We start from the raw sequence: 23,292 nt of genomic DNA, 5'->3' as shown, positions 1-23,292 counted from the left end.
TCGGCCTTTCATTCTCTTCTCGAAATCCGCGCAGTGCCGACGGGCGGGGTGTGGTGATCGGGCAGGACATCCTTCGCACCGGCGGGCCGTCTCGTGCGCGCTTATACAGGGAGCTTCGATCGACGGTGATCGGACACTCACGGGCACCGCATATGACAGCCTGCCATACCGCTCGGAATGTCAGCAAGTACTCACCGGAGCGCATCGATCCGCTCAGGACCGGGTTCAATTCCGGCCATCTCTTCGGTGATTGGTGAGGACGTTGCGATGCGGAGCAATCCCGTGGGATTTACTTGGCACCGACTCGGCGGCACCACCCCGACCGGACCGCGCCCCGCGGATCCGGTCGGGGTGGTCGGCCACCGCCGCGAGCCGCGGCGGACGGGCGGGCGGTCCCGACCGTCGCGACGGTGTCGCGCAGCGCAGACCCGGCACGAGCGCAAGACCCGCACTCCAAGCACCCCCCTGGATCCGACAGAACCCGCAGACCCGACAGGACCGTGTTGACGCGTACACGGTCCCCCAAGAGGCCGGAGGCAGTCCTGCCCGCCGGCCGCGTGACGAAGAGGACTCTCCCCTTGAACTTCCTGCTGCTGGGCCCGCTTTCCATCCGGTTGAACACGTGTGAGGTGCACGTGTCCGCGCCGAGGCAACGCGTGGTCATGGCAGCGCTCCTCTTCAACGCCAACCGGGTGATCTCGGTCGACCGGATCGCCGAGTACGTCTGGGACGGCGCCCCGCCGCCGAGTGCCGCCGCGACCGTCCGCACCTACGTGATGCGCCTGCGGCAGTCGCTGGGCGAGGTCGCCTCCGCCCGGATCCTCACCCGGGCGCCCGGCTACCTCCTCGAACTCGGCGAGCACGAGAGCGATCTCGGGCAGTTCACGGCCCACCGCCGGCGCGCGGCGGAGCTGGCCGAGCGCGGGGACCTGGAGGGCTCCTCCGCCGAGCTGGCCGAGGCGCTCGCCCTGTGGCGCGAGGAGCCGCTGGCGGACATCCCGTCGCAGACGCTGCGCGACGTGGAGGGCCGCTACCTCCAGGAACTCCGCCTGCAGACGATGGAGCTGCGGTTCGACACGGAACTGGCGCTGCTGCGGCACGCCGAGGTCGTGCCGGAGCTGGTGCGGCTGGTGCGCAAGCACCCCTTGCGGGAGGCCCTGGTGGGCAAGCTGATGCTGGCGCTGTTCCGCTCGGGACGGCAGTCGGAGGCCCTGGACCTCTACCGGCGCACCCGGGTGCTGCTCGTCGAGCAGCTCGGCACCGAACCGAGCGCCGATCTGCGCGAGGTCCACCGGCGCATCCTCTCGGTCCACGACCGGCCCCGTACGCCCGGCCCGCAGGAGCCGCCCGCGCCGGCCCGGGCGGCGGCCGCCCCCGCGCCGACGCCGGCCGCCGCCTGGGACAGATCCTGCTGGCCGAGCCCGGCGCAGCTCCCCTCGGTGCCGCTGCCGCTGTCGGCCCGCTCCGGTGCGCTGGCCAGGCTGCAGCACTTCCTCACGACCGGCCCGATGCCTGCGGGCGTGGTGGCGACGGCGGTGGTGACCGGCCGGGGCGGTGTCGGCAAGAGCGCGCTGGCCCTGCAGGTGGCGCACGCCGTGCGCGGCTCCTCGGTGCACGGCCAGCTCTACGCGGATCTCGGCGGAGCCGCGCGGCCGCTGACCGCCCGGGCGGTCCTGCCGCGGTTCCTGGCGGACCTCGGGGTGCCCCGGGACGAGATACCCGAGGAGGCGTCGGAGCGGGAGAGCCTGTACCGCTCGCTCACCGCGGGCCGCCGCCTGCTGGTGGTGCTCGACAACGCCTCCAGCACCGCGCAGGTACGGCCGCTGATACCGGGCAGCGGGGGCAGCCGGCTGCTGGTGACCAGCCGGCGGCGACTGGCCGACCTGGACGGGGCGCACACCCTCCAGCTGGGCCCGCTCGACGAGGCCGGGTCGCTGGAGCTGCTGGGCGGCATCGTCGGCCCGGCCCGGGTCGGCGCCGAACCGCAGGCGGCCCGTACGGTGCTGACGGTCTGTGGGGGCCTGCCGCTGGCGATACGGATCGCGGGGACCCGGCTGCTGGAGCGCCCGCACTGGAGCATCGGGTACTTCGCCCGGCGGCTCACCGAGGCCCCTCGGCTGTTGGACGAACTGCACGCGGGCGACCTCGGCGTCCGGCCCTGCCTCGACGCCGACCACGCCGGGCTCCGGCGGACCGCTCCGGCCGGGGTCGACCCGGCCGAGGTGTTCACCGCGCTGGGGGCCGCCGGGACGAGCTCGGTCTCCGCCGGCCGGGTCGCGGTGATGTTCGGCTGCTCCGAGGAGCAGGCCGAGGAGGCCCTGGACGCCCTGGTCGAGGCGAACCTGCTGGGCGCGCCGGCGGGGGGCCGCTACCGGCTGGACGCACTGCTGCGGGCCTACGCCCACGAGCGGGCGCAGGCGGTCGCCGTGCGGCAGCACGACCACCCGTACATGCGCGCCGGGTGACCTCCCGGCGGCGCGCTCCCGCCTTCGCCCCGACCTTTTTCGACCCGATGTCCCCCGATCCGATCCCCTCCGAGAGGACCCTTCGCCATGGCCGACCAGACGACAGCCACCCGCGACCTGCTCGCCTACGTCCGGGAGGTCTCCCTCCGCGACGACGACCTGCTCAGGGAGCTGCGGGAGACCACCGCGGACCTGCCGGGCGGGACCGCCATGCAGGTGATGGCGGAGGAGGGCCAACTGCTGGCCCTGCTGGTCGGGTTGACGGGGGCGCGGGCGGTGCTGGAGATCGGCACCTTCACCGGCTACAGCACCCTGTGCATGGCCCGCGCCCTCCCGGCCGACGGGGTGCTGGTGTCCTGCGACATCGAGGAGCGGTGGCCGGCCATCGGCGCCGAGTTCTGGAAGCGGGACGGGGTCGACTCGCGGGTCGACCTGCGGATCGGCGATGCCGCCGCGACCCTGGACGCGCTGCTGGCGGAGCGCGGGCCGGAGAGCTTCGACCTGGTGTTCATCGACGCGGACAAGACCAACTACGTGCGCTACTACGAGAGTTCGCTGGCGCTGCTGCGCCCCGGCGGTCTGATCGTGGTCGACAACACCCTGTTCTTCGGCCGGGTCGCCGATCCGGCCGCCGTGGACCCGGACACCGCCGGGGTCCGGGCGCTGAACCGGGTGCTGCACGAGGACTCCCGGGTGGAGCTGTCGCTGCTGACGATGGCCGACGGGATCACCCTCGTCCGCAAGCTCTGAACGAACCACGGGCCGGGGCCCGGCGCTCCTGGGAGCGCCGGGCCCCGCGGCCGTCACGGCGTTCCCGGGCCCCCTTCCGGCGTGCTCAGGTCGGGTGCGTCCACGCTGATGACGGTGGACACCACGCGCGGGCCGGGGATCAGGTGCAGGCGCTGGAGTCCGCTGTCCTCCGCGGCCGGTGCGAGGGCGTCGGCGCACGGGCACGGGGCTTCGTCCAGGCCCTCGAAGCCCGCGAACCGGTAGGCGATCTCCATCATCCGGTTGCGTTCGGTGGCCCGGAAGTCCGCGACCAGGTGGGCCCCGGACCGGGCGGCGGCGTCGGCCAGCCAGTTCAGCAGGGTCGCGCCGGCGCCGTAGGCGACGACCCGGCAGGAGGTGGCGAGCAGCTTGAGGTGCCACAGGCCCGGGTGCCGCTCCAGCAGCAGGACGCCGACCGCGCCGTGCGGGCCGAACCGGTCGGTGAGGGTGACCACCAGGACCTCGTGCCGGGGGTCGGTGATCAGGCCGCGCAGCACCGCGTCCGGGTAGTGGACCCCGGTCGCGTTCATCTGGCTGGTGCGCAGGGTGAGTTCCTCGACCCGGGACAGCTCCTCGCCGGTCGCCCGGCCGATGCGCATCCGCAGGTCCAGGGAGCGCAGGAACTCCTCGTCGGGGCCGGGGGCGGCCGCCCGCTCGGCCTCGCGGAGGAAGCCCGCCTGGTACATCTGGCGCCGCCGCCGGGAGTCGACGGTGCTGGTCGCGGGGGTGAACTCGGCGAGTTCGGGGAGGTCGAGGACCTGCTCGGCCGGGTAGCACCGCACGTCGGGCAGGTGGAAGGCCACTTCGGCGCGTTCGGCGGGCCGGTCGTCGACGAAGGCGATGGTGCTGAGCGCGAAGTTCAGCCGGTCGGCGATCCGGCGCACCGACTCGGACTTGGCGCCCCACCCGATCTCCGGCAGGACGAAGTACTCGGCCAGGCCGAACGCCTCCAGCCGGGCCCAGGCGTGCTCGTGGTCGTTGCGGCTGGCGACGGACTGGAGGATGCCGCGGGAGTCGAGCTCGATCACCACCTTGCGCACCTCGTCCGGCAGGTGCACCTCGCCGTCCTCCAGCAGGGTGCCCTGCCAGAGGGTGCCGTCCAGGTCCCAGACCAGGCACTTGACGGTTGCAGCCATGTCGTCCTTCCTCGTCTCGTCGGCCGCGGGCCCGCTCACGGCGTGCCCGGAGCGGAGAGGGCGTGCTGCGCCAGCATCAGCCGGCACAGCTCGTTGCTGCCCTCGATGATCTCCATCAGCTTGGCGTCCCGGTACGCCCGGGCCACCGTGTGCCCGTCCCGGGAGCCGGCCGAGGCCAGCACCTGGACGGCCGTCGCCGCGCCCTGGGCGGCCTGGGTCGCGCTGACGTGCTTGGCCAGCACGGTTGCCACCACCTGGTCCGGCGAGCCTTCGTCCCAGCAGCGGCTGGCGTGCTCGCAGACCCGCGTGGCCACCTGCTCGGCCGTGTAGAGGTCGGCGAGGTGTCCGGCCACGAGCTGGTGCTCCGCGAGCGGCCTGCCGAACTGCTCCCGTCCGGCGGCGTGCGAGGTGGCCGCGGCCAGACAGGCCCGCAGGATGCCCACGCACCCCCAGGCGACGGACATCCGCCCGTAGGCCAGCGCGGTCGTCACCAGCAGGGCGGGCGGCAGTCCGTGACCGCCCAGGACGCTGTCGGCGGGCAGCCGCACCCCGTCGAGGTGCACGTCGGCGTGGCCGGCCGCGCGGCAGCCGAGCGGGTCGGCGATCCGCTCGATCCGGACGCCGGGCGTGTCGGTCGGCACCACGACGGCCACCGCGCCGTCCTCGTAGCGGCCGACGACGACCAGCAGGTCGGCGTAGTGGGCGGCGGTCACCCACTTCTTGTGCCCGTCGACGACGACCGTGTCGCCGTCGCGGCGGACGGTCGTCGTCATCGCCGAAAGGTCGCTGCCGGCGCCGGGCTCGCTGAAGCCGACCGCCGCCAGCTCGCCGCCGGTCAGCCGGGGGAGGTGGACGGCCGCCTGCTCGGCGGTGCCCAGGCGCTGGATGGTCCACGCCGCCATCCCCTGGGAGGTCATCACGCTGCGCAGCGAGGAGCACAGGCCCCCCACGTGGGCGGTGTACGCGCCGCTGTCCGTGCTGCTGAGCCCCCAGCCGCCGTACTGCGACGGGACTTCGGCGCACAGCCGGCCCTCGGCGCCCAGCTCGCGGAGCAGGTCCCGCGGGATGAGGCCGGTGCGGTCCCACTCCCCCGCCAGGTCGCCGACCCGCAGGGTGACGGCGGTCATCGCGCCGCTCAGGTCCTCACCCACGCTGGCCCCCGGCGGCGGGCGCCTGGAGCCGGGCCACCAGCTCGGCCATCCGGCGCACGGTGCGGAAGTTGTCCAGCCGCAGGTCCGCGCCGCGGACGGCTATGGCGTAGGTCTTCTCCAGGTGCACCACCACCTGCATGGCGAAGAGGGACGACAGCCCGCCGGCGTCGAACAGGTCGGTGTCGGCGTCCCAGGCGGTCCCGGTGCGTCCCTCCAGGAACTCCAGCAGCTCCTTCTCCAGGGCGTGGGTGTCGGGCGTGTTCGTCGTGCTCATGGCCGTCTCCTTGTCGGGGTGATCAGGGGTGATCAGGGGTGGTCGTGGCGATCGGGTCTGGTCGGGGTGATCAGGTGTAGTCGTAGAAGCCGCGCCCGGACTTGCGGCCCAGCCGGCCCTCGCGGACCAGCCGGAGCAGCAGTTCGGCGGGGCGGCAGCCGTCGTCGCCGGTGCGCTCGTGCAGCACGGTGAGGGAGTCGACGAGGTTGTCGATGCCGATCAGGTCCGCGGTGCGCAGCGGGCCGGTGGGGTGTCCCAGGCAGCCCTGCATCAGGGCGTCGACGTCCGCGGCGGTCGCCGTGCCCTCCTGCACGACCCGGGCGGCGTCGTTGATCATCGGGTGCAGGATGCGGCTGGTCACGAAACCGGGTGCGTCCCGGACGACCACCGCCTTCCGCCGCAGTGCCGTGAGCAGGGCCGCCACGGCGGCCATCGCGGCGTCCCCGGTCCTGGCGCCGCGGACCACCTCGGCGGTGCCGATCAGGTAGGGCGGGTTCATGAAGTGGGTGCCGACCAGTTCCGCCGGCCGCTCCAGGGCCCCGGCCAGTTCGTCGACGGGGATGGAGGAGGTGTTGGTGATCAGCAGGGTGCCGGGCCGGACCAGTCCGGAGACCTCGGACAGGACGGCGGCCTTGATCGCGGCGTTCTCGGTGACCGCCTCGACGACGGCGGTGGCTCCGGCGGCGGCCTTGAGCGAGGTGCCGGTGGCCAGGGCGCCGAGGGGCGTCCCGGCGGGCAGCGCGCCCATCAGCTCGGCCAGCCGGAGTTCGTCGCCGATCAGGTCCGCGGCCCGGTCGAGCCGTTCCCGGTCGACGTCGACCAGGTGGACCGGCAGGCCGTGCCCGAGGGCGAGGACGGTGATTCCGACGCCCATCACCCCGGCTCCCAGCACGGTGAGGGCGTGCCGCGGGGGGGAATCGTCGTACGGGGCGGTGGTCAACGGGTTCTCCTTCGTTCTCACTGGTCTTCGGGGGTACGGAGGGTGTCGGGGGTGCGCAGGGTGGCATCGAGCCAGTCGGCGACGGCGTCGCCGGTGGTCGCGACGTGCTGCTCCATGAGCGAGAAGTGGTCCCCGGGAACGTCGACGACGGTGTCGGCGCCGTCCCAGGACGCGCGCCAGTCACCGGCGTCGGCGGACGGGCGGCCGAGCGGGGTGGAGGCGCGGACCAGCAGCAGCGGGGCGCGGACCGCCGGGGGCTTCCAGTCGTCGAGCAGCCGGAAGTAGCCGCCCATCGCGGTCAGCCGGGTCCCGTCCATCGGGGCCGCCCGGTCCTCGCGGGCGAACATGCCGCCCAGCAGGACGTCGTTGAACTGGGTGATTCCCTGGTTGTCGGAGAGGTAGGTGTCCAGCAGCACCACGGCCGCCGGGCCCGCGCCGCGCCGCTCCAGTTCGGCGGCCACTCCGTGGGCGAGCGTGCCGCCGGAGGAGGAGCCGGCCAGGACGAGCGTCCGGCCGGGCAGTTCCCGGAGCAGGGTCGTCGCCTGGAGGTCCAGCAGGGCCGACATGTCGGCGGGCAGTTCCTCCTCGGGGGTGAACCCGGGGGCGTCCAGCGCGGCGACGGCGTAGCGGTCCCGGAAGCGGGAGGCGAAGCGGGCGTACTGGTGGGCGCCGCCGAGGGCGACGACGGAGCCGAAGCAGACGAGTACGGGGGCGTCGGCGCGCTCGTTCAGGCGCAGCAGCCGCGGGCCGGCGCCGGCGGCCGCGAGGTCGCTGCCGCTGTGGAAGGCCGGGCGCAGGGCGGAGGCGTGCTTGAGCAGGGCGATGCCCTCGTCGATCCGGCCGAGTGCGCAGGCCCGGCGGAACAGCACGCTCGCCGGGTCGGTGTCGGCGGCCTCGGCGCCCGTCGCGTCGGCGCCGGCCGCGTCGGCGCCGGCCGCGTCGGCGCCGGCCGCGGGTGCCGCTTCGGGCCGGGGGGTGTCGTCCGTCCGGACCTCGGCGGCGAGGCGCGCCGCGAGCGCGGCGGGGGTGGCGCTGTCGAAGACCGCGGAGGGCCGCAGCCGCACCCCGGTGGCGGCGGCCAGCCGGTTGCGGAGCTCGACCGCGGTCAGCGAGTCGAATCCGACGGAGAGGAAGGGCGCCGTCGCGGACAGCGCCCCGGAGTCGGTGTGGCCGAGGACTTCGGCGGCCTCGGCGAGGACGAGTTCGCGCAGCACCAGCTCGCGTTCCTGCGCGTCGGCGGCGGCGTCGAGCCGGCGCCGCAGCGCTGCGGCGGCGCTCGGCGCCGCCTTCGCCCCGGTCGTCGCGGCCGGGCCGCGCCGGACCAGGGAGCGCAGCATCGGGTGCACCGGGCCGTCGCCGCGCACGGTGAGGTCGAGGTGGGCCAGGACGACGGGGCTCCCGTCCCCGGGCGGGGCGGCGTCCGCGGCGCACACCGTGTCCAGCAGGTCCATGGCCTCCTCGTCGGACAGGCCGCGGGCGCCGCGCCGGTCGATCCGCCGCCGGTCGGGGCCGTCGAGCTCCGCCGTCATCCCGCTCACCCGCTCCCAGGGCCCCCAGGCCAGGGACAGGCCGGGGAGCCCGAGCCGTCGGCGTTCCGCGACGAGGGCGTCGAGTGCGGCGTTGGCGGCCGAGTAGGACGCCTGGCCCGGGCTGCCCAGCACGCCGGCGGCGGAGGAGAAGACGACGAACGCGGCGAGGTCCGCTCCGCGCGTCAGCTGGTCGAGGTGGCGGGCGGCGTCGAACTTGGGCCGCAGGACGGCGGCCACCCGCTCCGCCGTCAGCCCGTCCAGCAGGCCGTCGTCGAGCACTCCGGCGGTGTGCACCACGGCGCACAGCGGACGGCTCTCGGGAATGGCCGCCAGGGCGGCGGCCAGGGCCCGGCGGTCGGACACGTCGCAGCCCAGGGCGGTCACCTCGGCTCCGGCTCCGGCCAGCTCCGCCGTCAGCTCCGGCAGGCCGGGGGCGTCGGCGCCGCGGCGGCTCAGCACGAGGAGGTGGCGCACCCCGTGCGCGGCGACCAGGTGGCGCGCCAGGACGGCCGCGAGGGCGCCGCCGCCACTCAGCAGCACCGTCCCCTCGGACGGCCCGAACGCGCCGGCCGACCGGGTCGCGGGGGCGGGTGCGGGGGCCGCCGTGGGCCGTACCAGTCGGGGGGCGTACAGGACGCCGCCGCGCAGGGCCGCCTGCGGTTCGCCCGTGGCGAGGAGGTCGGCGAGCGCGTCGCCGAGGCCGTCCTGGTCCGGCCCTTCGGTGTCCAGCAGCACGAACCGGTCGGGGTGTTCGAGCTGAGCGGCCCTGAGCATGCCCCAGACGGCGGCCGCGCCGGGGTCCGCCGGCCGCGCGCCGAGCGGGCCGGTCGCGCCCCGGGTGAGCACCACCAGGGGCGTCCGGGCGGTGCTGTCGTCGGCCAGGTGGGCCTGGAGGCGGTCCAGCACCCCGGCCGCGACCGCGTGCACCGCCGCGGGGTCCGCGTCCGCGCTCGCCGTGTCGGCCGACGGGGGGCAGGTCAGCAGCACCGCGTCGGGTGTCGCGGACCGGGGTTCGACGGGGAAGGCGGCCGGCAGCACCCGCTCGTCCCGCGGGCCGAGGAGGCCCCAGCGGGTGACCGGGCGCGGACCGGGCCCGGCGGTGACCGGCGTCCAGCCGACGTGGAAGACGGAGCCGGCGGACGCCCGCAGCGCGGCGGTGGACGCCGTGCGCAGGGTGAGCGAGCCGACCGTCGCCACGGTGCGTCCGGAGGGGTCGGTGATCCGCGCGGCGACGGCGTCGGGGCCGTCGGGGCGCAGCCGGACGCGCAGGACCGGCGCGTCGGAGGCTTCGATCGCGACGCGCTGCCAGGAGAACGGCAGGGGGACGCCGTCGGCGGCCCCGCCGGTCGCGGCGCCTTCGCGCAGACCGGTCGTCTGGAGGGCCGCGTCCAGGAGGGCCGGGTGCATGACGAATGCGCTGTCGAGGAGGCCGTCGGGCAGGGCCACTTCGGCGTGGATCGCGTCCGCGGTGCGCCAGGCGGCGCGCAGGCCCCGGAACGCCGGGCCGTAGGCGACGCCACGGGCGTCGAGCAGCCCGTACAGCTCGTCCACGTCCAGCGGGACCGCACCGGGCGGGGGCCACGCGCCGGCCGTGTCGTCCAGATCGGCCGAGGGTCCCTGGTCGGCTGAGGCGTCCCGAGGGCCGACCGTGCCGGTCGCGTGCCGGGTCCAGGGCCGGTCGGCGGCGCCGGGGTCGGCCTCGGGCCGGGAGTGGAACTCCACCGGGCGCCGGCCCGTGCCGTCCTCGGCCCCCACCCGTACGCGCAGCTGTACGGCGTGGTCGTCGGGCAGCAGCAGCGGGGTGGCGAGGGTCAGTTCCTCCACGAGGGCGCAGCCGTGGTGGCGGCCCGCGTACGCGGCCAGCTCGACGAGGGCCGCGCCGGGCAGGATGACGGCTCCGGCCACGGCGTGGTCGACGAGCCAGGGGTGGGTGGCCGGAGCGAGCCGGCCGGTGAAGAGGGTGCCCGCGTCGTCGGGCAGTTCGATCGCGGCGCCGAGCAGCGGGTGGTCCGCGGCGGACTGGCCGGCGGCCGCCTGGTCCCGGTCGGCCGGCAGGGCGTCGAGCCAGTAGCGGCGGCGCTGGAAGGCGTAGGTGGGCAGGTCCACCCGCTGGGCGCCGGTTCCCGCGAACAGCCGCTCCCAGTCGACGCGCAGGCCCCGGACGTGTGCCCCGGCGAGGGCGAGCTGGAACCGGCGGAGCCCGCCGGCTCCGCGCCGCAGGGTGTCGAGCACCACCGTCTCGGGGGCGCCCTCGTCGGCGGCCGTGTCCTCGATCCCGTACATCAGGGCCGGCTGGGGGGCGGCCTCGATGAAGACGCGGTGCCCGGCCGCGAGGAGCGCGCGGGTCGCCTGCTCGAACTCGACGGTCTGCCGGAGGTTGCGGTACCAGTACTCGGCATCCAGGGCCTTCGTGTCCAGCTGGCCGCCGGTCACGCTGGAGTAGTACGGCACCGCGCCCGGGAGGGGGGTGATGCCGTCCAGGTCGGCGAGCAGGCGCTCGCGGATCTCTTCGACGTGCGAGGAGTGCGACGCGTAGTCGACTTCGATGGGAGTCGCCCACACCCCTTCCTCCAGGAGTTCCTCCACCAGCGCGGTGACCGCGTCCGCGTCGCCCGACACCGTCGTCGACGACGGGCCGTTGACCGCCGCCACCGAAAGCCGGCCCGTGATGCGCTCCCGGACCACGTCCACCGGCAACGGCACCGAGGCCATGCCGCCACGACCGGCCAGTGCACCGACCGCACGGGAACGCAGTGCGACCACCCGCGCCCCGTCCTCGATGCTCAGACCGCCCGCCACGCACGCGGCAGCGATCTCGCCCTGCGAGTGGCCGACGACGGCGTCCGGAACGACGCCGAACGAGCGCCACACCTCCGCCAGCGACACCATCACCGCCCACAGCACCGGCTGCACCACGTCGACCCGCGCCAGCAGCGCCTCCGAACCAAGCGCCTCGACCAACGACCAGTCGGTGTACGGCGCCAGCGCCCGCTCGCACTCGGCCATCCGCGCCGCGAACACCTCCGATTCGCCCAGCAGCTCCACGGCCATCCCGACCCACTGCGAGCCCTGACCCGGGAACACCAGCACCGAACGACCCGGGAGCGGCCCGCCGCCGACCAGCACGGCCGCCGAGCCCTTGCCCCGCGACAGGGCGGCGACACCGGCCAGCAGCTCGTCACGGTCCGCCCCCACCACCACCGCGCGCTCCGTGAACCGCGATCGGCCCGCCAGCAGCGAATGGCCCACGTCCAACACGCTCAGGCCCGGCTCCGCCGCCACCCGCTCGTACAGCGCCGCCGCCTGGGCGCGCAGCGCATCCGGGGTGCGCGCCGACAGGATCCAGGGGACGGCCGGCAGGGGGGTGCGCTCGGCCGGCGGGCCGTCGTTCTCCAGGGGGGCCTGTTCGAGGATGACGTGGGCGTTGGTCCCACTGGCGCCGAAGGAGGACACCCCGGCCCGGCGGGGCCGTCCCGTCTCCGGCCAGGGGGTGGCCTCGGTGAGCAGGGAGACGGCCCCCTCGGTCCAGTCGATGCGGGGCGAGGGGCGGTCGACGTGCAGGGTGCGCGGCATCACGCCGTGCCGGATCGCGAGCACCGACTTGATCACCCCGCCGACGCCCGCGGCGGCCTGGGTGTGGGACAGGTTGGACTTCAGCGATCCCAGCCGCAGCGGCTGCCCGGCGGGCCGGTCCTGCCCGTAGGCGGCCATCAGCGCCTGGGCCTCGATGGGGTCGCCGAGGACGGTGCCGGTGCCGTGCGCCTCCACCATGTCGACCTCGGACGGGGCGAGTCCGGCGTGGGCGAGCGCCCCGTTGATGACGCGCTGCTGCGCGGGTCCGTTCGGGGCGGTCAGCCCGTTGCTGGCACCGTCCTGGTTGACGGCCGAGCCGCGGATGACGGCCAGGACGGGGTGTCCCGCGCGCCGGGCGTCCGAGAGCCGTTCCAGCAGGAGCAGCCCCAGGCCCTCCCCGAATCCGGCGCCGTCCGCCGCGGACGAGAAGGACTTGCTGCGCCCGTCGGGCGCCAGGCCGCGCTGGCGGCTGAATCCGACGTACAGGCCGGGGGTGGACATCACGGTCACCCCGCCGGCCAGGGCGAGGGTGGTGTCGCCGGAGCGCAGCCCCTGGCAGGCGAGGTGGACGGCGACCAGCGAGGACGAACAGGCGGTGTCCAGGGTGACCGCCGGGCCCTCCAGGCCCAGGGTGTAGGCGATCCGGCCCGAGGCGACGCTGGGGATGGTGCCGGTGCCGAGGAAGCCCTCCACTTCGTCGGGCACCCGGCCGAGACGGGACCCGTACTCGCTGTAGATCACACCGGTGTAGACGCCGGTGCGGCTGCCGCGCAGGGTCGCCGGGTCGATGCCCGCACGCTCCACCGCCTCCCAGGACGCCTCCAGCAGCAGCCGCTGCTGCGGGTCCATGGCGAGGGCCTCCCTCGGGGAGATGCCGAAGAAGCCGGCGTCGAAGCCGGTCGCGTCGTGCAGGAAGCCGCCTTCACGGACGTAGAAGGTGCCGGGGGTGTCGGGGTCGGCGTCGAAGCCGCCCTCGACGTCCCAGCCGCGGTCGGTGGGGAACGGGGAGACCCCGTCGCGCTCCTTGAGCAGCAGTTCCCACAGGTCTTCCGGAGTGCGCACGCCACCGGGGTAGCGGCAGCTCATCGCCACGATGGCGATGGGCTCGGCGGAGTCGTCGCGGAGCCGCCGGTTCTCCTGCCGCAGGCGCTGGTTGTCCAGCAGCGAGGCGCGCAGGGCGGCGACCACCTGGTCCGTGTCGGTGGGCATGGGGTTGGGCTTCTCCTTCTGCGGCTGTCGGTCAGTCACGTTCGCCACCCAGGGCCATCCGGACGAGGTCGTCGACGGCCATGGCATTGATGTCGGCGGCGGGGGCCGGCGCTTCCGACCGGTCGGCGAGGGCCAGGAGCGCGTCGAGGAGCCCGGCCCGGCGCAGGGCGGCGGGTGGGATCGCGGCGAGCAGGGAGCTGATCTCGTGGTCCGCGCGGTCCGGCGTCCCGGTGCTCGTCCTGGTGGCGGGCCCGTCGGGGACCAGGCGCCCGGCGAGGTAGGCGGCGACGGCGGCCGGGGTGGGGTGGTCGAAGACCAGGGTCGCGGGCAGCCGGCGGCCGGTGGCGGCGCCGAGCCGGTTGCGGAGCTCGACGGAGGTGAGCGAGTCGAAGCCGAGGTCCTTGAACGCCTGGTCCGGGTCGACGGCCCCGGCCCCGCCGTGGCCGAGGACGTCGGCGGCCCGGCTCCGCACCAGGTCGAGCAGGGTGGCGAGGCGTTCCTCCGGGGCGAGGTCGGTCAGCCGGCGGCGCAGCGAGTCCGCCTCGGCGGCGTCCGCCCCGGAGGCGGGGCGACGTGCGGCCCCGGGGACCAGGGCGGAGAGCAGGGCCGGGACGGGCCCGGTCCGGGCCGCCGTCCGGAGCCGGCCGAGGTCGATCCTGACCGGGACGAGCAGCGGTTCGTCCAGGGTGAGCGCCGCGTCGAACAGGGCCAGGCCCTCTTCGCTGTCGATGGCCGCGGTGCCGCCCCGGGACATCCGCCGCAGGTCGGCGGCGCTGAGCGTGCCGGTCATGGTGCTGCGGCGCGCCCACAGGCCCCAGGCGAGCGACTGGGCGGGCAGCTTCAGAGCGCGGCGGTGCTGGGCGAGCGCGTCGAGGAAGGCATTGGCGGCCGCGTAGTTGCCCTGCCCGGCGTTGCCGACCGTGGCGGACGCGGAGGAGAACAGGACGAAGGCCTCCAGCGGCAGGTCACGGGTGAGTGCGTGCAGGTTGAGGGCCGCGTCGACCTTGGGCCGCAGGACGTGGCGCATCCGATCGGGGGTCAGCGACTCGACCGTCCCGTCGTCCAGGACGCCGGCCGCGTGGACGACCGCGCTCAGCGGACGGTCGGCGGGGATGCCGGCGAGCAGGGCGGCGAGCGCCTCCCGGTCGGCGACGTCACAGGCCGCCACGTCCACCCGGGCGCCGCGCCCGCGCAGTTCGGCGGCGAGGTCGGCCAGGCCCGGGGCGTCCGCGCCGCGCCTGCCGACGAGCAGCAGGTTCCGTACGCCGTGCGCGGTCACGAGGTGCTGGGCCACCAGGCCGCCGAGCGCACCGCCGGCCCCGGTGACCAGGACGGTTCCGCCGGCCGCCGCGATACCGGGCGAGGTGTCCGGATCCACCGGGACGATGGCCCTGGTGAGGCGGGCGGCGAGGAGCCGTCCGGCGCGGATCGCCAGTTGGGGTTCCGTTCCGGCCAGCGCCTCGGGCAGCAGGTCGGCCACGGCGGCCGGGTCGTCGGTGTCGATCAGCAGGAAGCGGTCCGGGTGCTCGGACTGGGCGGACCGGACGAGGCCGCGGACCGCCGCGCCGGTGAGGTCGGTGACCTCCTCGCCGGCCGCCGTGGAGACCGCGCCCCTGGTGACGAGCACGAGCCGGGTGCCGTCGTCCCAGCGCGGGTCGGCCAGCCAGCCCTGGACGAGCCGCAGGGCGTCGTCCAGCGCGGTGTGCACGGAGGCGGCGTCGGGCGGGGACAGCGGGAGGTCCGGGGTGTGGTCGCACCAGGCCAGCACCGCGGCGGGCGACGGCGCTCCCCCGTCCAGCGCGGCGCCGAGCGCGGCCAGGTCCGGGTGGCTGTCGGGGAAGAGCTCGCCACCACCGAGGACAGCCCAGGGGCCGAGGGGGGCAGCGGGTGCGGTCGCGGGCGCCGCCGACCACTGCACCCGGTAGAGCGACTCCGGGCCGCCGACGGGGCGGAGGGCGTCGAGGTCGATCGGGCGGACGGCGAGCGCCTCGACCGACACCACCGGGAGGCCGTGCGGGTCGGTCGCGTCGATCGACACCGAGCCGTCCGGCCGGAAGCCGAGCCGCACCCGGAGCGCGGTGGCTCCGGAGGCGTGCAGCCTGACCCCGCTCCAGGAGAACGGCAGTCCGGCGGACGGCCGGTCCGGGCCCGGCCCGGTCTCCGGCTCGGCGCTCAGGAACAGCCCCTGGAGGGCGGCGTCCAGGAGCGCGGGGTGCACGCCGAAGGCGGCGGCGGACCGATTGCGGTCCTCGGGCAGGCGCACCTCGGTGAAGATCTCGTCGCCCCGGCGCCAGGCGGTGGTGAGCCCGCGGAAGGCGGGTCCGTAGCCGTAACCGGAGGCGTCGAACCGCTCGTACAGGTCGTCGACGGGGATCGGGACGGCACCCGGCGGGGGCCAGGAGCCCGCGTTTTCCGGGACGGGTGCCGGCGACGGTATGCGGGTCGCGGCGTCGGCGGTGAGCCGACCGGTCGCGTGTGCGGTCCACTGCGGGGTCGCCGCGTCCTCCCGGCAGGAGAACAGGTCCAGCGAGCGGCCGCCGTGCGCGTCCGCGGCTCCGACCCGCACTTGCAGGCGGACGGCGGTGTCGGCGGGTATCAACAGCGGCTGCTGGAGCGTCAGTTCCTCCACCGCGTGGCATCCGGCCTCGTCCGCGGCGCGTACGGCGAGTTCCGCGAAGGCCGCGCCGGGCAGCAGGACCGTACCGGCCACGGCGTGGTCGGCGAGCCAGGGGTGGGTGCGCAGCGAGATCCGGCCGCTGAGCAGCAGCTCACCCGTGTCGGCCAGCTCGACGGCCGCCCCGAGGAGGGAGTGGGAGGCCGGGTCGAGCCCGGCCGAGCCCACATCGGCCACCGTGGCGGGCGCCGGCTCGGGCCAGTAGCGGGTGCGCTGGAAGGCGTACGTCGGCAACTCGACCCGCCGCGCGCCCGGGAACGCCCCCGACCAGTCCACCTCCAGCCCGCGCTCCCACCCGCGCCCAACCGCACGCAGCACCTGCGCCAGGCCGCCCTCACCGCGACGCAACGTCCCCAGTACCACGGCATCGACGCCGGCGGCCTCCACCGACTCCCCCACCGCCACCGACAGCACCGCATGCGGGCTGGACTCGACGAAGAACCGGAAACCCTCCCCCAGCAACGCCTCCGTGGCGTCCGCGAACTCCACCGTCTCCCGCAGGTTCCGGTACCAGTACTCGGCGTCCAGCGACTTCGTGTCCAGCCAACTGCCCGTCACCGTCGAGAAGAACGGCACCGAACCCGAGAGAGGGGTGATGCCGTCCAGATCGGACAGCAGGCGCTCGCGAACCTCCTCCACATGCGCGGAGTGCGACGCGTAATCGACCTCGATCAGACGCGCCCGCACCCCCTCCGCGACCAACGCATCGACGAACTCCGCCACCGCGTCCGCGTCACCCGACACCACCGTCGACGACGGGCCATTCACCGCAGCCACCGAAAGCCGACCCGCGATGCGCTCCCGCACCACATCCACCGGCAACGGCACCGACGCCATGCCACCGCGACCGGCCAGCGCCCCGATCACACGGGACCGCAGCGCGACCACGCGCGCCCCGTCCTCCAAGCTCAGACCACCCGCCACCACAGCGGCCGCGATCTCACCCTGCGAGTGGCCCACCACCGCGTCCGGAACCACACCGAACGACCGCCACACCTCCGCCAGCGACACCATCACCGCCCACAGCACCGGCTGGACCACATCCACCCGCGCCAGCAGCACCTCCGAACCCAGCGCCTCCACCAACGACCAATCGACATACGGCGCAAGCGCCCGCTCGCACTCCGCCATCCGCCCGGCAAACACCTCCGACCCGGACAGCAGCTCCACCGCCATCCCCACCCACTGCGAACCCTGACCCGGGAACACCAGCACCGAACGGCCGTCGACCGGGCGACCGCCGTCCCACGCTCCCGAGTCGTCGTCGGCCATCCGGCCCAGCAGGGTGTGGAGCTCGTCCCGGTTCCCGACCAGTGCCTTCCGGTACTCGAAGGCGGTGCGCGCGTGCAGGGCGGACCCGATGTCGCGCGGGTCGTGCCCGGGGCCGCCGTCCAGGTGGCGGCGCAGCCGGTCGGCCTGGGAGCGCAGTGCCTGCGGGCTCCTCGCCGACAGCAGCCAGGGCACCTCCGGCACGGGGGTGCGCTCGGCCGGCGGGCCGTCGTTCTCCAGGGGGGTGTGTTCGAGGATGGTGTGGACGTTGGTGCCGCTCAGGCCGAAGGACGACACACCGGCCCGGAAGGGGCGGCCGTGCTGCGGCCAGGGCTGCTGCTCGGTCGCGAGGGCCAGCGCTCCGCGCGTCCAGTCGACGTGGCCGGAGGGCCTGCCGACGTGCAGGGTGCGGGGCACCTGCCCGTGCTGCATGGACAGCACCGTCTTGATGACCCCCGCCACGCCCGACGCCGCCTGGGCGTGGCCGAGGTTGGACTTGAGGGATCCGAGCAGCAGGGGCTGTTCGGCGGGCCGGTCCTGGCCGTACGTGGCCAGCAGCGCCTGCGCCTCGATCGGGTCGCCGAGGGTGGTGCCGGTGCCGTGCGCCTCCACCACGTCCACCTCGGACGCCGTCAGCCCCGCGTCCGCCAGCGCCGCCCGGATCACCCGCTGCTGCGAGGGACCGTTGGGGGCGGAGAGCCCGTTGCTGGCACCGTCCTGGTTGATCGCCGAACCGCGGACCACCGCCAGCACCGGGTGCCCGTTGCGCCGGGCGTCCGACAGCCGCTCCAGTAGCAGGACGCCCACCCCTTCGCCCATGCCCATGCCGTCCGCGTCGTCCGAGAAGGCCTTGCAGCGGCCGTCCTCGGCGAGTCCCCGCTGGCGGGAGAAGCTGATCAGGGCACCGGGGGTCGCCATCAGGGCGACGCCGCCGACCAGGGCGAGCGAGCAGTCGCCGCCGCGCAGCGCACGGCCGGCGTAGTGCATGGCGACGAGGGAGGAGGAGCAGGCCGTGTCGACGGTCACCGCGGGGCCTTCGAGGCCCAGGGTGTAGGCGACCCGGCCGGAGACGACGCTGGGTGCGCTGCCGGTGAGCAGGTGGCCGTCCCCTTCCTCGGACTGGGCGACCACGGCCGCGTAGTCGGCGTAGTTGACGCCGGTGAACACGCCGGTGCGGCTGCCGCGCAGGGCGACCGGGTCGATGGCGGCGCGTTCGATCGCCTCCCAGGTGGTCTCCAGCAGCAGCCGCTGCTGCGGGTCCATGGCGAGGGCCTCGCGCGGCGAGATGCCGAAGAACTCGGCGTCGAAGTCGGCCGCGTCGTGCAGGAAGCCGCCCCGCCGGGTGGTCGAGGTGCCGGGGCGGTCGGGGTCGGGGTCGTAGAGGGCTTCGAGGTCCCAGCCGCGGTCGGTGGGGAAGTCCGAGACGGCGTCGCCGCCGTCGGCGAGCAGGCGCCACAGGTCTTCGGGGGTGCCGATGCCGCCGGGGAAGCGGCAGGCCATGGACACGATCGCGATCGGCTCGTCGTCGGACGCGGGCGGCTGCGCGGCGGCGTCCGGGGCGGAGGCGTCCGGTTCGACGGCCTGCCGGCCGAGCAGTTCGGCGCGGATCTCCCGGGCGAGCGCGGTGGACGACGGGTGGTCGAAGATCAGGGTGGACGGCAGCCGCAGTCCGGTGGCGGTGTTGAGCCGGTTGCGGAGTTCGACCGCGGTGAGGGAGGCGAAGCCCATGTCCTGGAAGGCCGTGCCGGGCCGGATCGCGTCCGCCCCGGAGTGGCCGAGGACGGCTGCCGCGTGGGTGCGGACCAGGTCGAGCAGCAGGCGGTGCTGTTCGGATTCACCGAGGGCGGCGAGCCGTTCGCGCAGCTGTGCGGCGGCGGGCGCCACTGTGTCGCTAGCCGGGGCCTCCAGGGCGCGGCGGGCTTCGGGGACGCCGGTCAGCAGCGGGCTGGGGCGGGTGGAGGTGAAGACGGCGGCGAACCGCTCCCAGTCGACGTCCGCGACGGCGAGCACGGGCTCGTCGTCGTCCAGTGCCTGTTGCAGGGCGTGCACCGCGAGGTCGGGGGCGATCCGGGGCAGGCCGTGCTCCTCCAGTTTGAACAGGTCGGCGTCCGCTCCGGCGACGCGGTCCTGGTAGGGGTTCTCGGCCTGCCAGATGCCCCAGTCGACGCAGGTGGCGGTGAGGCCGCGGGCCCGGCGGTGCTGGGCCAGCGCGTCGAGGTAGGCGTTGGCCGCGGCGTAGGCGCCGTGGTCGCCGCTGCCCCAGACTCCGGCGATCGAGGAGAACAGCACGAAGGCGTCGAGTTCGCGGTCGAGCAGGGCGTCGAGGTGTTCGGCGCCGGCGGCCTTGGCGGCGACGATCTGCTCGAACGCGGACATCGGCGTGCCGTCCAGGGGGGCGAGCGCGACGAAGGCGGCCGCGTGGACGACCGCGGTGACCGGGTCGCCCGCCGTCTCCAGGCCGGTGAGCAGTGCCCCGACGGCCTGCCGGTCCGCCAGGTCGCAGACGGGCATGGTCAGCCGGACGCCGAGGGCGGCCAGTTCCGCGGCGAGTTCGGCCGCGCCGGGCGCCTGGGGGCCGCGGCGGCCGGGGAGGACGAGGTGGGTGGCGCCGCTGCGGGCCAGCCAGCGGGCGAGGTGCGGGCCGACGGCTCCGGTGCCTCCGGTCAGCAGGACGGTGCCGCGGGGCTTCCAGTGCTGCGCACGGCTCTCGTTGCGGCCCTCGTTCCGGGGGGCGCGCCGGAGGCGGCGGGCCAGCAGGCCGGTGGGGCGCAGGGCGAGTTGGTCCTCGCGGCCGGGGGCGGAGGCCGTCAGTACGGCGGCGAGCCGGGCCCGGGCGCGGGCGTCGAGGTCCGGCGGCAGGTCGACGAGTCCGCCCCAGCGGGCGGACAGTTCGAGCGCGGCCACCAGTCCGGTGCCCCAGACCAGTGCCTGGCGGGGGTGGGTGACCGGGTCGTCCGGTCCCGTCGACACGGCCCCGGCGGTGGCGCACCAGAGGGGCGCCGTGAGGGCGAGGTCGCCCAGGGCCTGCACCAGGGCGACGGTGAGTGCCGTCCCGGTGGGCAGGGCCGGGTGGTCGGGGTGGGACCGGTCGTCGGCGGCCAGCAGCGACAGCACACCCGTCGGGACGCGGTCGCCGAGGGCGGTGGCGAGCGTGTCCGCGAGGTCCGTGCGGCGGACGGCGTCGGCCGTGAGCTCGGCCGTGACGACGGTGGCGCCCGCTTCGGCGAGGGCGAGCAGCGGGCCGCGCACCCGGGCGTCGTCGTGGTGTCCGGCGGGCAGGACGACCAGCCAGGTGCCGGCGGCGGGGGCGGCGGCCGGCGGGTCGGGCAGGGGCTGCCAGCCGATGCGGTAGCGCCAGGAGTCGATGACGCTCTCGTCGCGCCGCTGCTTGCGCCAGCCGCGCAGGGCCGGCAGGACGGGAGCGAGGGCGGCCTCGTCGACGGCGAGGTGGGCGGCGATCTCGGCCGGGGCCTCGTGGTCGACCATGTGCCAGAAGGCCGTGTCGTGCGGGTCGGCGGCCGGCCCGGTGTCCGGCAGTGCCTCCGGCTCCAGCCAGTAGCGCCGCAGCTGGAAGGGGTACCCGGGCAGGGCGGTCGGTCGGGCGCCGGTGTCGGCGTACACCGCGGACCAGTCGACGGCCGCACCCGCCACCCACAGTTCGGCGGCCGAGCGCAGGGCCCGGCGCAGTCCGCCGTCGTCGCGGCGCAGGGTGCCGACGACCACGGGCGGTTCCTCGGCGCCGGTGGCCTCGACGGTGTCCTGGAGGGCCATGGTCAGCACCGGGTGCGGCGACGCCTCGACGAAGACCTCGTGGCCCTGCTCGACCAGGGAGCGCACGGCCGCGTCGAAGCGGACGGTCCCGCGGAGGTTGCGGTACCAGTAGTCGGCGTCCATGGCGGTGGTGTCGAGCCGGTCGCCGGTGACGGTGGAGAACAGCGGGATCCGGGCCGGGAGCGGGCGTACGTCGGCCAGTGCGGCCAGCACCTCGGACCTGATCCGTTCGACCTGGGCCGAGTGCGAGGCGTAGTCCACCGGCACGGACCGGGCCCGTACGCCCTGTGCGGCGCACTGGGCGAGCAGTTCGGCCAGGGCCTCGGTCTCCCCCGAGACCACCACGGCGGCGGGCCCGTTGACGGCGGCCACCGACAGCTTCCCGGCCCAGGGGGCGATCTCGGCGCGGACCCGGTCCTCGGGCAGGGGCACCGCGACCATGCCGCCGAGTCCGGCCAGCGCCCGGATCGCCCGGCTGCGCAGGGCGACGACCTTCGCCCCGTCCTCCAGACTCAGCGCTCCCGCCACCACGGCGGCGGCGATCTCGCCCTGGCTGTGTCCGACCACGGCGTCCGGCCGGACGCCCCAGGACTCCCAGTGCGCGGCCAGTGCCACCATCACCGCCCACAGCACCGGCTGCACGACGTCCACCCGGTCCAGGGAGGGCGCGCCGGGGGCGCCGCACAGGACGCCTTCCAAGGACCAGTCGACGTGGGCGGAGAGGGCGGCGTCGCAGGCGGCGAGGCGGTCCCGGAAGACGGGGCTGGTGGCGAGCAGGTCCCGGGCCATGCCGTCCCACTGGGAGCCCTGGCCGGGGAACACCAGGGCCGTCCGGCCCTCGACGACCCGGCCGGTGCCCATGACGACGTCGGCGGGTGCGGTGGGGAGGTCCGTGCCGGGTCCGGACAGGGCGGCGAGGCCGTCCAGCAGTGCGTGCTGCCCGTCGCCGATCACCACGGCCCGGTGTTCGAAGGCGGACCGGGTGGTCGCCAACGAGAACCCGATGTCGGCCGGCCGGGCGGGCGCGTCCGCGGCGAGCCGGGCGCGCAGCCGGGCCGCCTGGTCCCCGAGCGCGGCCGCGGTGCGGCCGGACAGCACCCAGGGCAGCACCCCGGGCTCCGCTTCCGGTCCGTCGGCCACCGTTTCCGGCCCGTCGGCCGGCTCCGGCTCCGGCGCCTGTTCGAGGACGACGTGCGCGTTGGTGCCGCTCATGCCGAACGAGGACACCCCGGCCCGGCGCGGCCGGTCGACGACGGGCCAGTCGCGGGCCTCGGTGAGGAGTTCGACGGCGCCCGAGGACCAGTCGGCGTGCGGGGTGGGCGCGTCCACGTGCAGGGTGCGCGGCAGGACGCCGTGCCGCAGCGCGAGGACCGTCTTGATGACCCCGGCGACGCCGGCGGCGGCCTGGGTGTGCCCGATGTTGGACTTCAGCGACCCGAGCCAGAGCGGACGCCCGGCGGGCCGGTCCTGGCCGTAGGTGGCGAGCAGCGCGTCGGCCTCGATCGGGTCGCCGAGGGTGGTGCCGGTGCCGTGCGCCTCCACCGCGTCCACGTCGGACGCCGTCAGCCCCGCGTCGGCCAGCGCCGCCCGGATCACCCGCTGCTGGGAGGGGCCGTTGGGGGCGGTCAGGCCGTTGCTGGCGCCGTCCTGGTTGATCGCCGAACCGCGCAGCACGGCCAGCACCGTACGGCCGTTGCGCCGGGCGTCCGACAGCCGTTCCAGCAGCAGCATGCCCACGCCCTCGCCCCAGCCGGTGCCGTCCGCGGCCGCCGCGAACGGCTTGCAGCGGCCGTCGGGGGACATCGCGCCCTGCCGGCTGAACTCGACGAACACCGCCGGCAGCGCCATCACGCTGACCCCGCCGGCGAGGGCGAGCGAGCACTCGCCGGCCCGCAGCGCCCGCGCCGCGAGGTGCAGCGCCACCAGCGAGGACGAGCAGGCGGTGTCCACGGTGATGGCGGGGCCTTCGAGGCCGAGCGCGTAGGACACCCGCCCGGACATCACGCTCATCGAGTTCCCCGTCATCAGGAACCCCTGGACGGCTTCGGCGGCGCCGGAGCCCAGCGTCGCGTAGCCCTCGTCGACGGCCGCGGCGTACACCCCGGTGCGGCTGCCCCGCAGGGTGAGCGGGTCGATGCCGGCCTGCTCGACGGCCTCCCAGGACGCCATCAGCAGCAGCCGCTGCTGCGGGTCCATGGCCAGCGCCTCACGGGGCGAGATGCCGAAGAACTCCGGGTCGAAGTCCGCCGCGCCGTCCAGGAACGCCCCCCGCCCGGGGATCGTGCCGCCGGACGGCCAGGCGCGCTCCCAACCCCGGTCGCCGGGGACGGGCGCGCTGGTGTCGCGGCCCTCGGCGAGCAGGTCCCACAGCTCCTCCGGGGTGCGGACCCCGCCGGGGAAGCGGCAGCTCATCGCCACGATCGCGATCGGCTCGCTCAGGCGGGCCTCGGCCTCCCGCAGCCGCTGCCGGGTGTCCCGGAGGTCGATGGTCACCCGGTTGAGGTAGTCGCGCATCCTCTGGTCGCTCACTGGA

At 75.5% G+C, this 23,292-nt stretch carries 8 protein-coding genes; 2 read left to right on the top strand and 6 right to left on the bottom strand.

What is annotated here, in order from left to right; translation table 11 throughout:
* Nucleotides 1-557: 557 nt before the first annotated feature.
* A complete protein-coding gene (locus CG736_RS14625; protein ID WP_255419007.1) occupies nucleotides 558-2,465 on the top strand; it encodes an AfsR/SARP family transcriptional regulator in 1,908 nt (635 codons plus the stop codon).
* A gap of 87 nt (nucleotides 2,466-2,552) precedes the next feature.
* Complete coding sequence (locus CG736_RS14620; RefSeq protein ID WP_100586638.1) at nucleotides 2,553-3,215, top strand: O-methyltransferase; 663 nt, start codon at nucleotides 2,553-2,555, stop codon at nucleotides 3,213-3,215.
* 53 nt (nucleotides 3,216-3,268) lie between these two features.
* On the opposite strand, the gene CG736_RS14615 is transcribed toward CG736_RS14620, so the two are convergent.
* The 6 genes from CG736_RS14615 to CG736_RS14590 form a co-directional block, all read right to left on the bottom strand.
* Nucleotides 3,269-4,369: an HAD family hydrolase gene (locus CG736_RS14615; RefSeq protein ID WP_100586637.1), complete on the bottom strand. Its 1,101-nt coding sequence runs from the start codon at nucleotides 4,367-4,369 to the stop codon at nucleotides 3,269-3,271.
* 35 nt (nucleotides 4,370-4,404) lie between these two features.
* Entirely contained in the window at nucleotides 4,405-5,520 is a 1,116-nt protein-coding gene (locus CG736_RS14610; RefSeq protein ID WP_100586636.1) for an acyl-CoA dehydrogenase family protein, read from the bottom strand.
* Entirely contained in the window at nucleotides 5,513-5,794 is a 282-nt protein-coding gene (locus tag CG736_RS14605; RefSeq protein ID WP_100586635.1) for an acyl carrier protein, read from the bottom strand. Before CG736_RS14605 ends, CG736_RS14610 begins: the two co-directional genes overlap by 8 nt.
* Before the next feature lie 70 nt (nucleotides 5,795-5,864).
* Entirely contained in the window at nucleotides 5,865-6,734 is an 870-nt protein-coding gene (locus CG736_RS14600) for a 3-hydroxyacyl-CoA dehydrogenase family protein (RefSeq protein ID WP_100586634.1), read from the bottom strand.
* 17 nt (nucleotides 6,735-6,751) lie between these two features.
* The gene (locus CG736_RS14595; RefSeq protein WP_100586633.1) at nucleotides 6,752-13,045 is read right to left on the bottom strand and encodes a type I polyketide synthase; all 6,294 of its coding nucleotides are present in this window, start codon (nucleotides 13,043-13,045) and stop codon (nucleotides 6,752-6,754) included.
* Nucleotides 13,046-13,076: 31 nt separating this feature from the next.
* Nucleotides 13,077-23,288: a type I polyketide synthase gene (locus CG736_RS14590; RefSeq protein WP_369880196.1), complete on the bottom strand. Its 10,212-nt coding sequence runs from the start codon at nucleotides 23,286-23,288 to the stop codon at nucleotides 13,077-13,079.
* Nucleotides 23,289-23,292 lie beyond the last annotated feature (4 nt).

The sequence above is a fragment of the Kitasatospora sp. CB02891 genome, from assembly GCF_002803145.1.
Classification (GTDB): Bacteria; Actinomycetota; Actinomycetes; order Streptomycetales; family Streptomycetaceae; genus Kitasatospora; species Kitasatospora griseola.
Note: the sequence above shows the minus strand (reverse complement) of the source record. Positions and strands in the feature narration are given on the sequence as shown.

Coding starts and splice junctions, on each gene's coding strand:
- CG736_RS14595 (WP_100586633.1), bottom strand. CDS start 13,045: ATGCCCACCGACACGGACCAGGTGGTCGCCGCCCTGCGCGCCTCGCTG.
- CG736_RS14605 (WP_100586635.1), bottom strand. CDS start 5,794: ATGAGCACGACGAACACGCCCGACACCCACGCCCTGGAGAAGGAGCTG.
- CG736_RS14615 (WP_100586637.1), bottom strand. CDS start 4,369: ATGGCTGCAACCGTCAAGTGCCTGGTCTGGGACCTGGACGGCACCCTC.
- CG736_RS14620 (WP_100586638.1), top strand. CDS start 2,553: ATGGCCGACCAGACGACAGCCACCCGCGACCTGCTCGCCTACGTCCGG.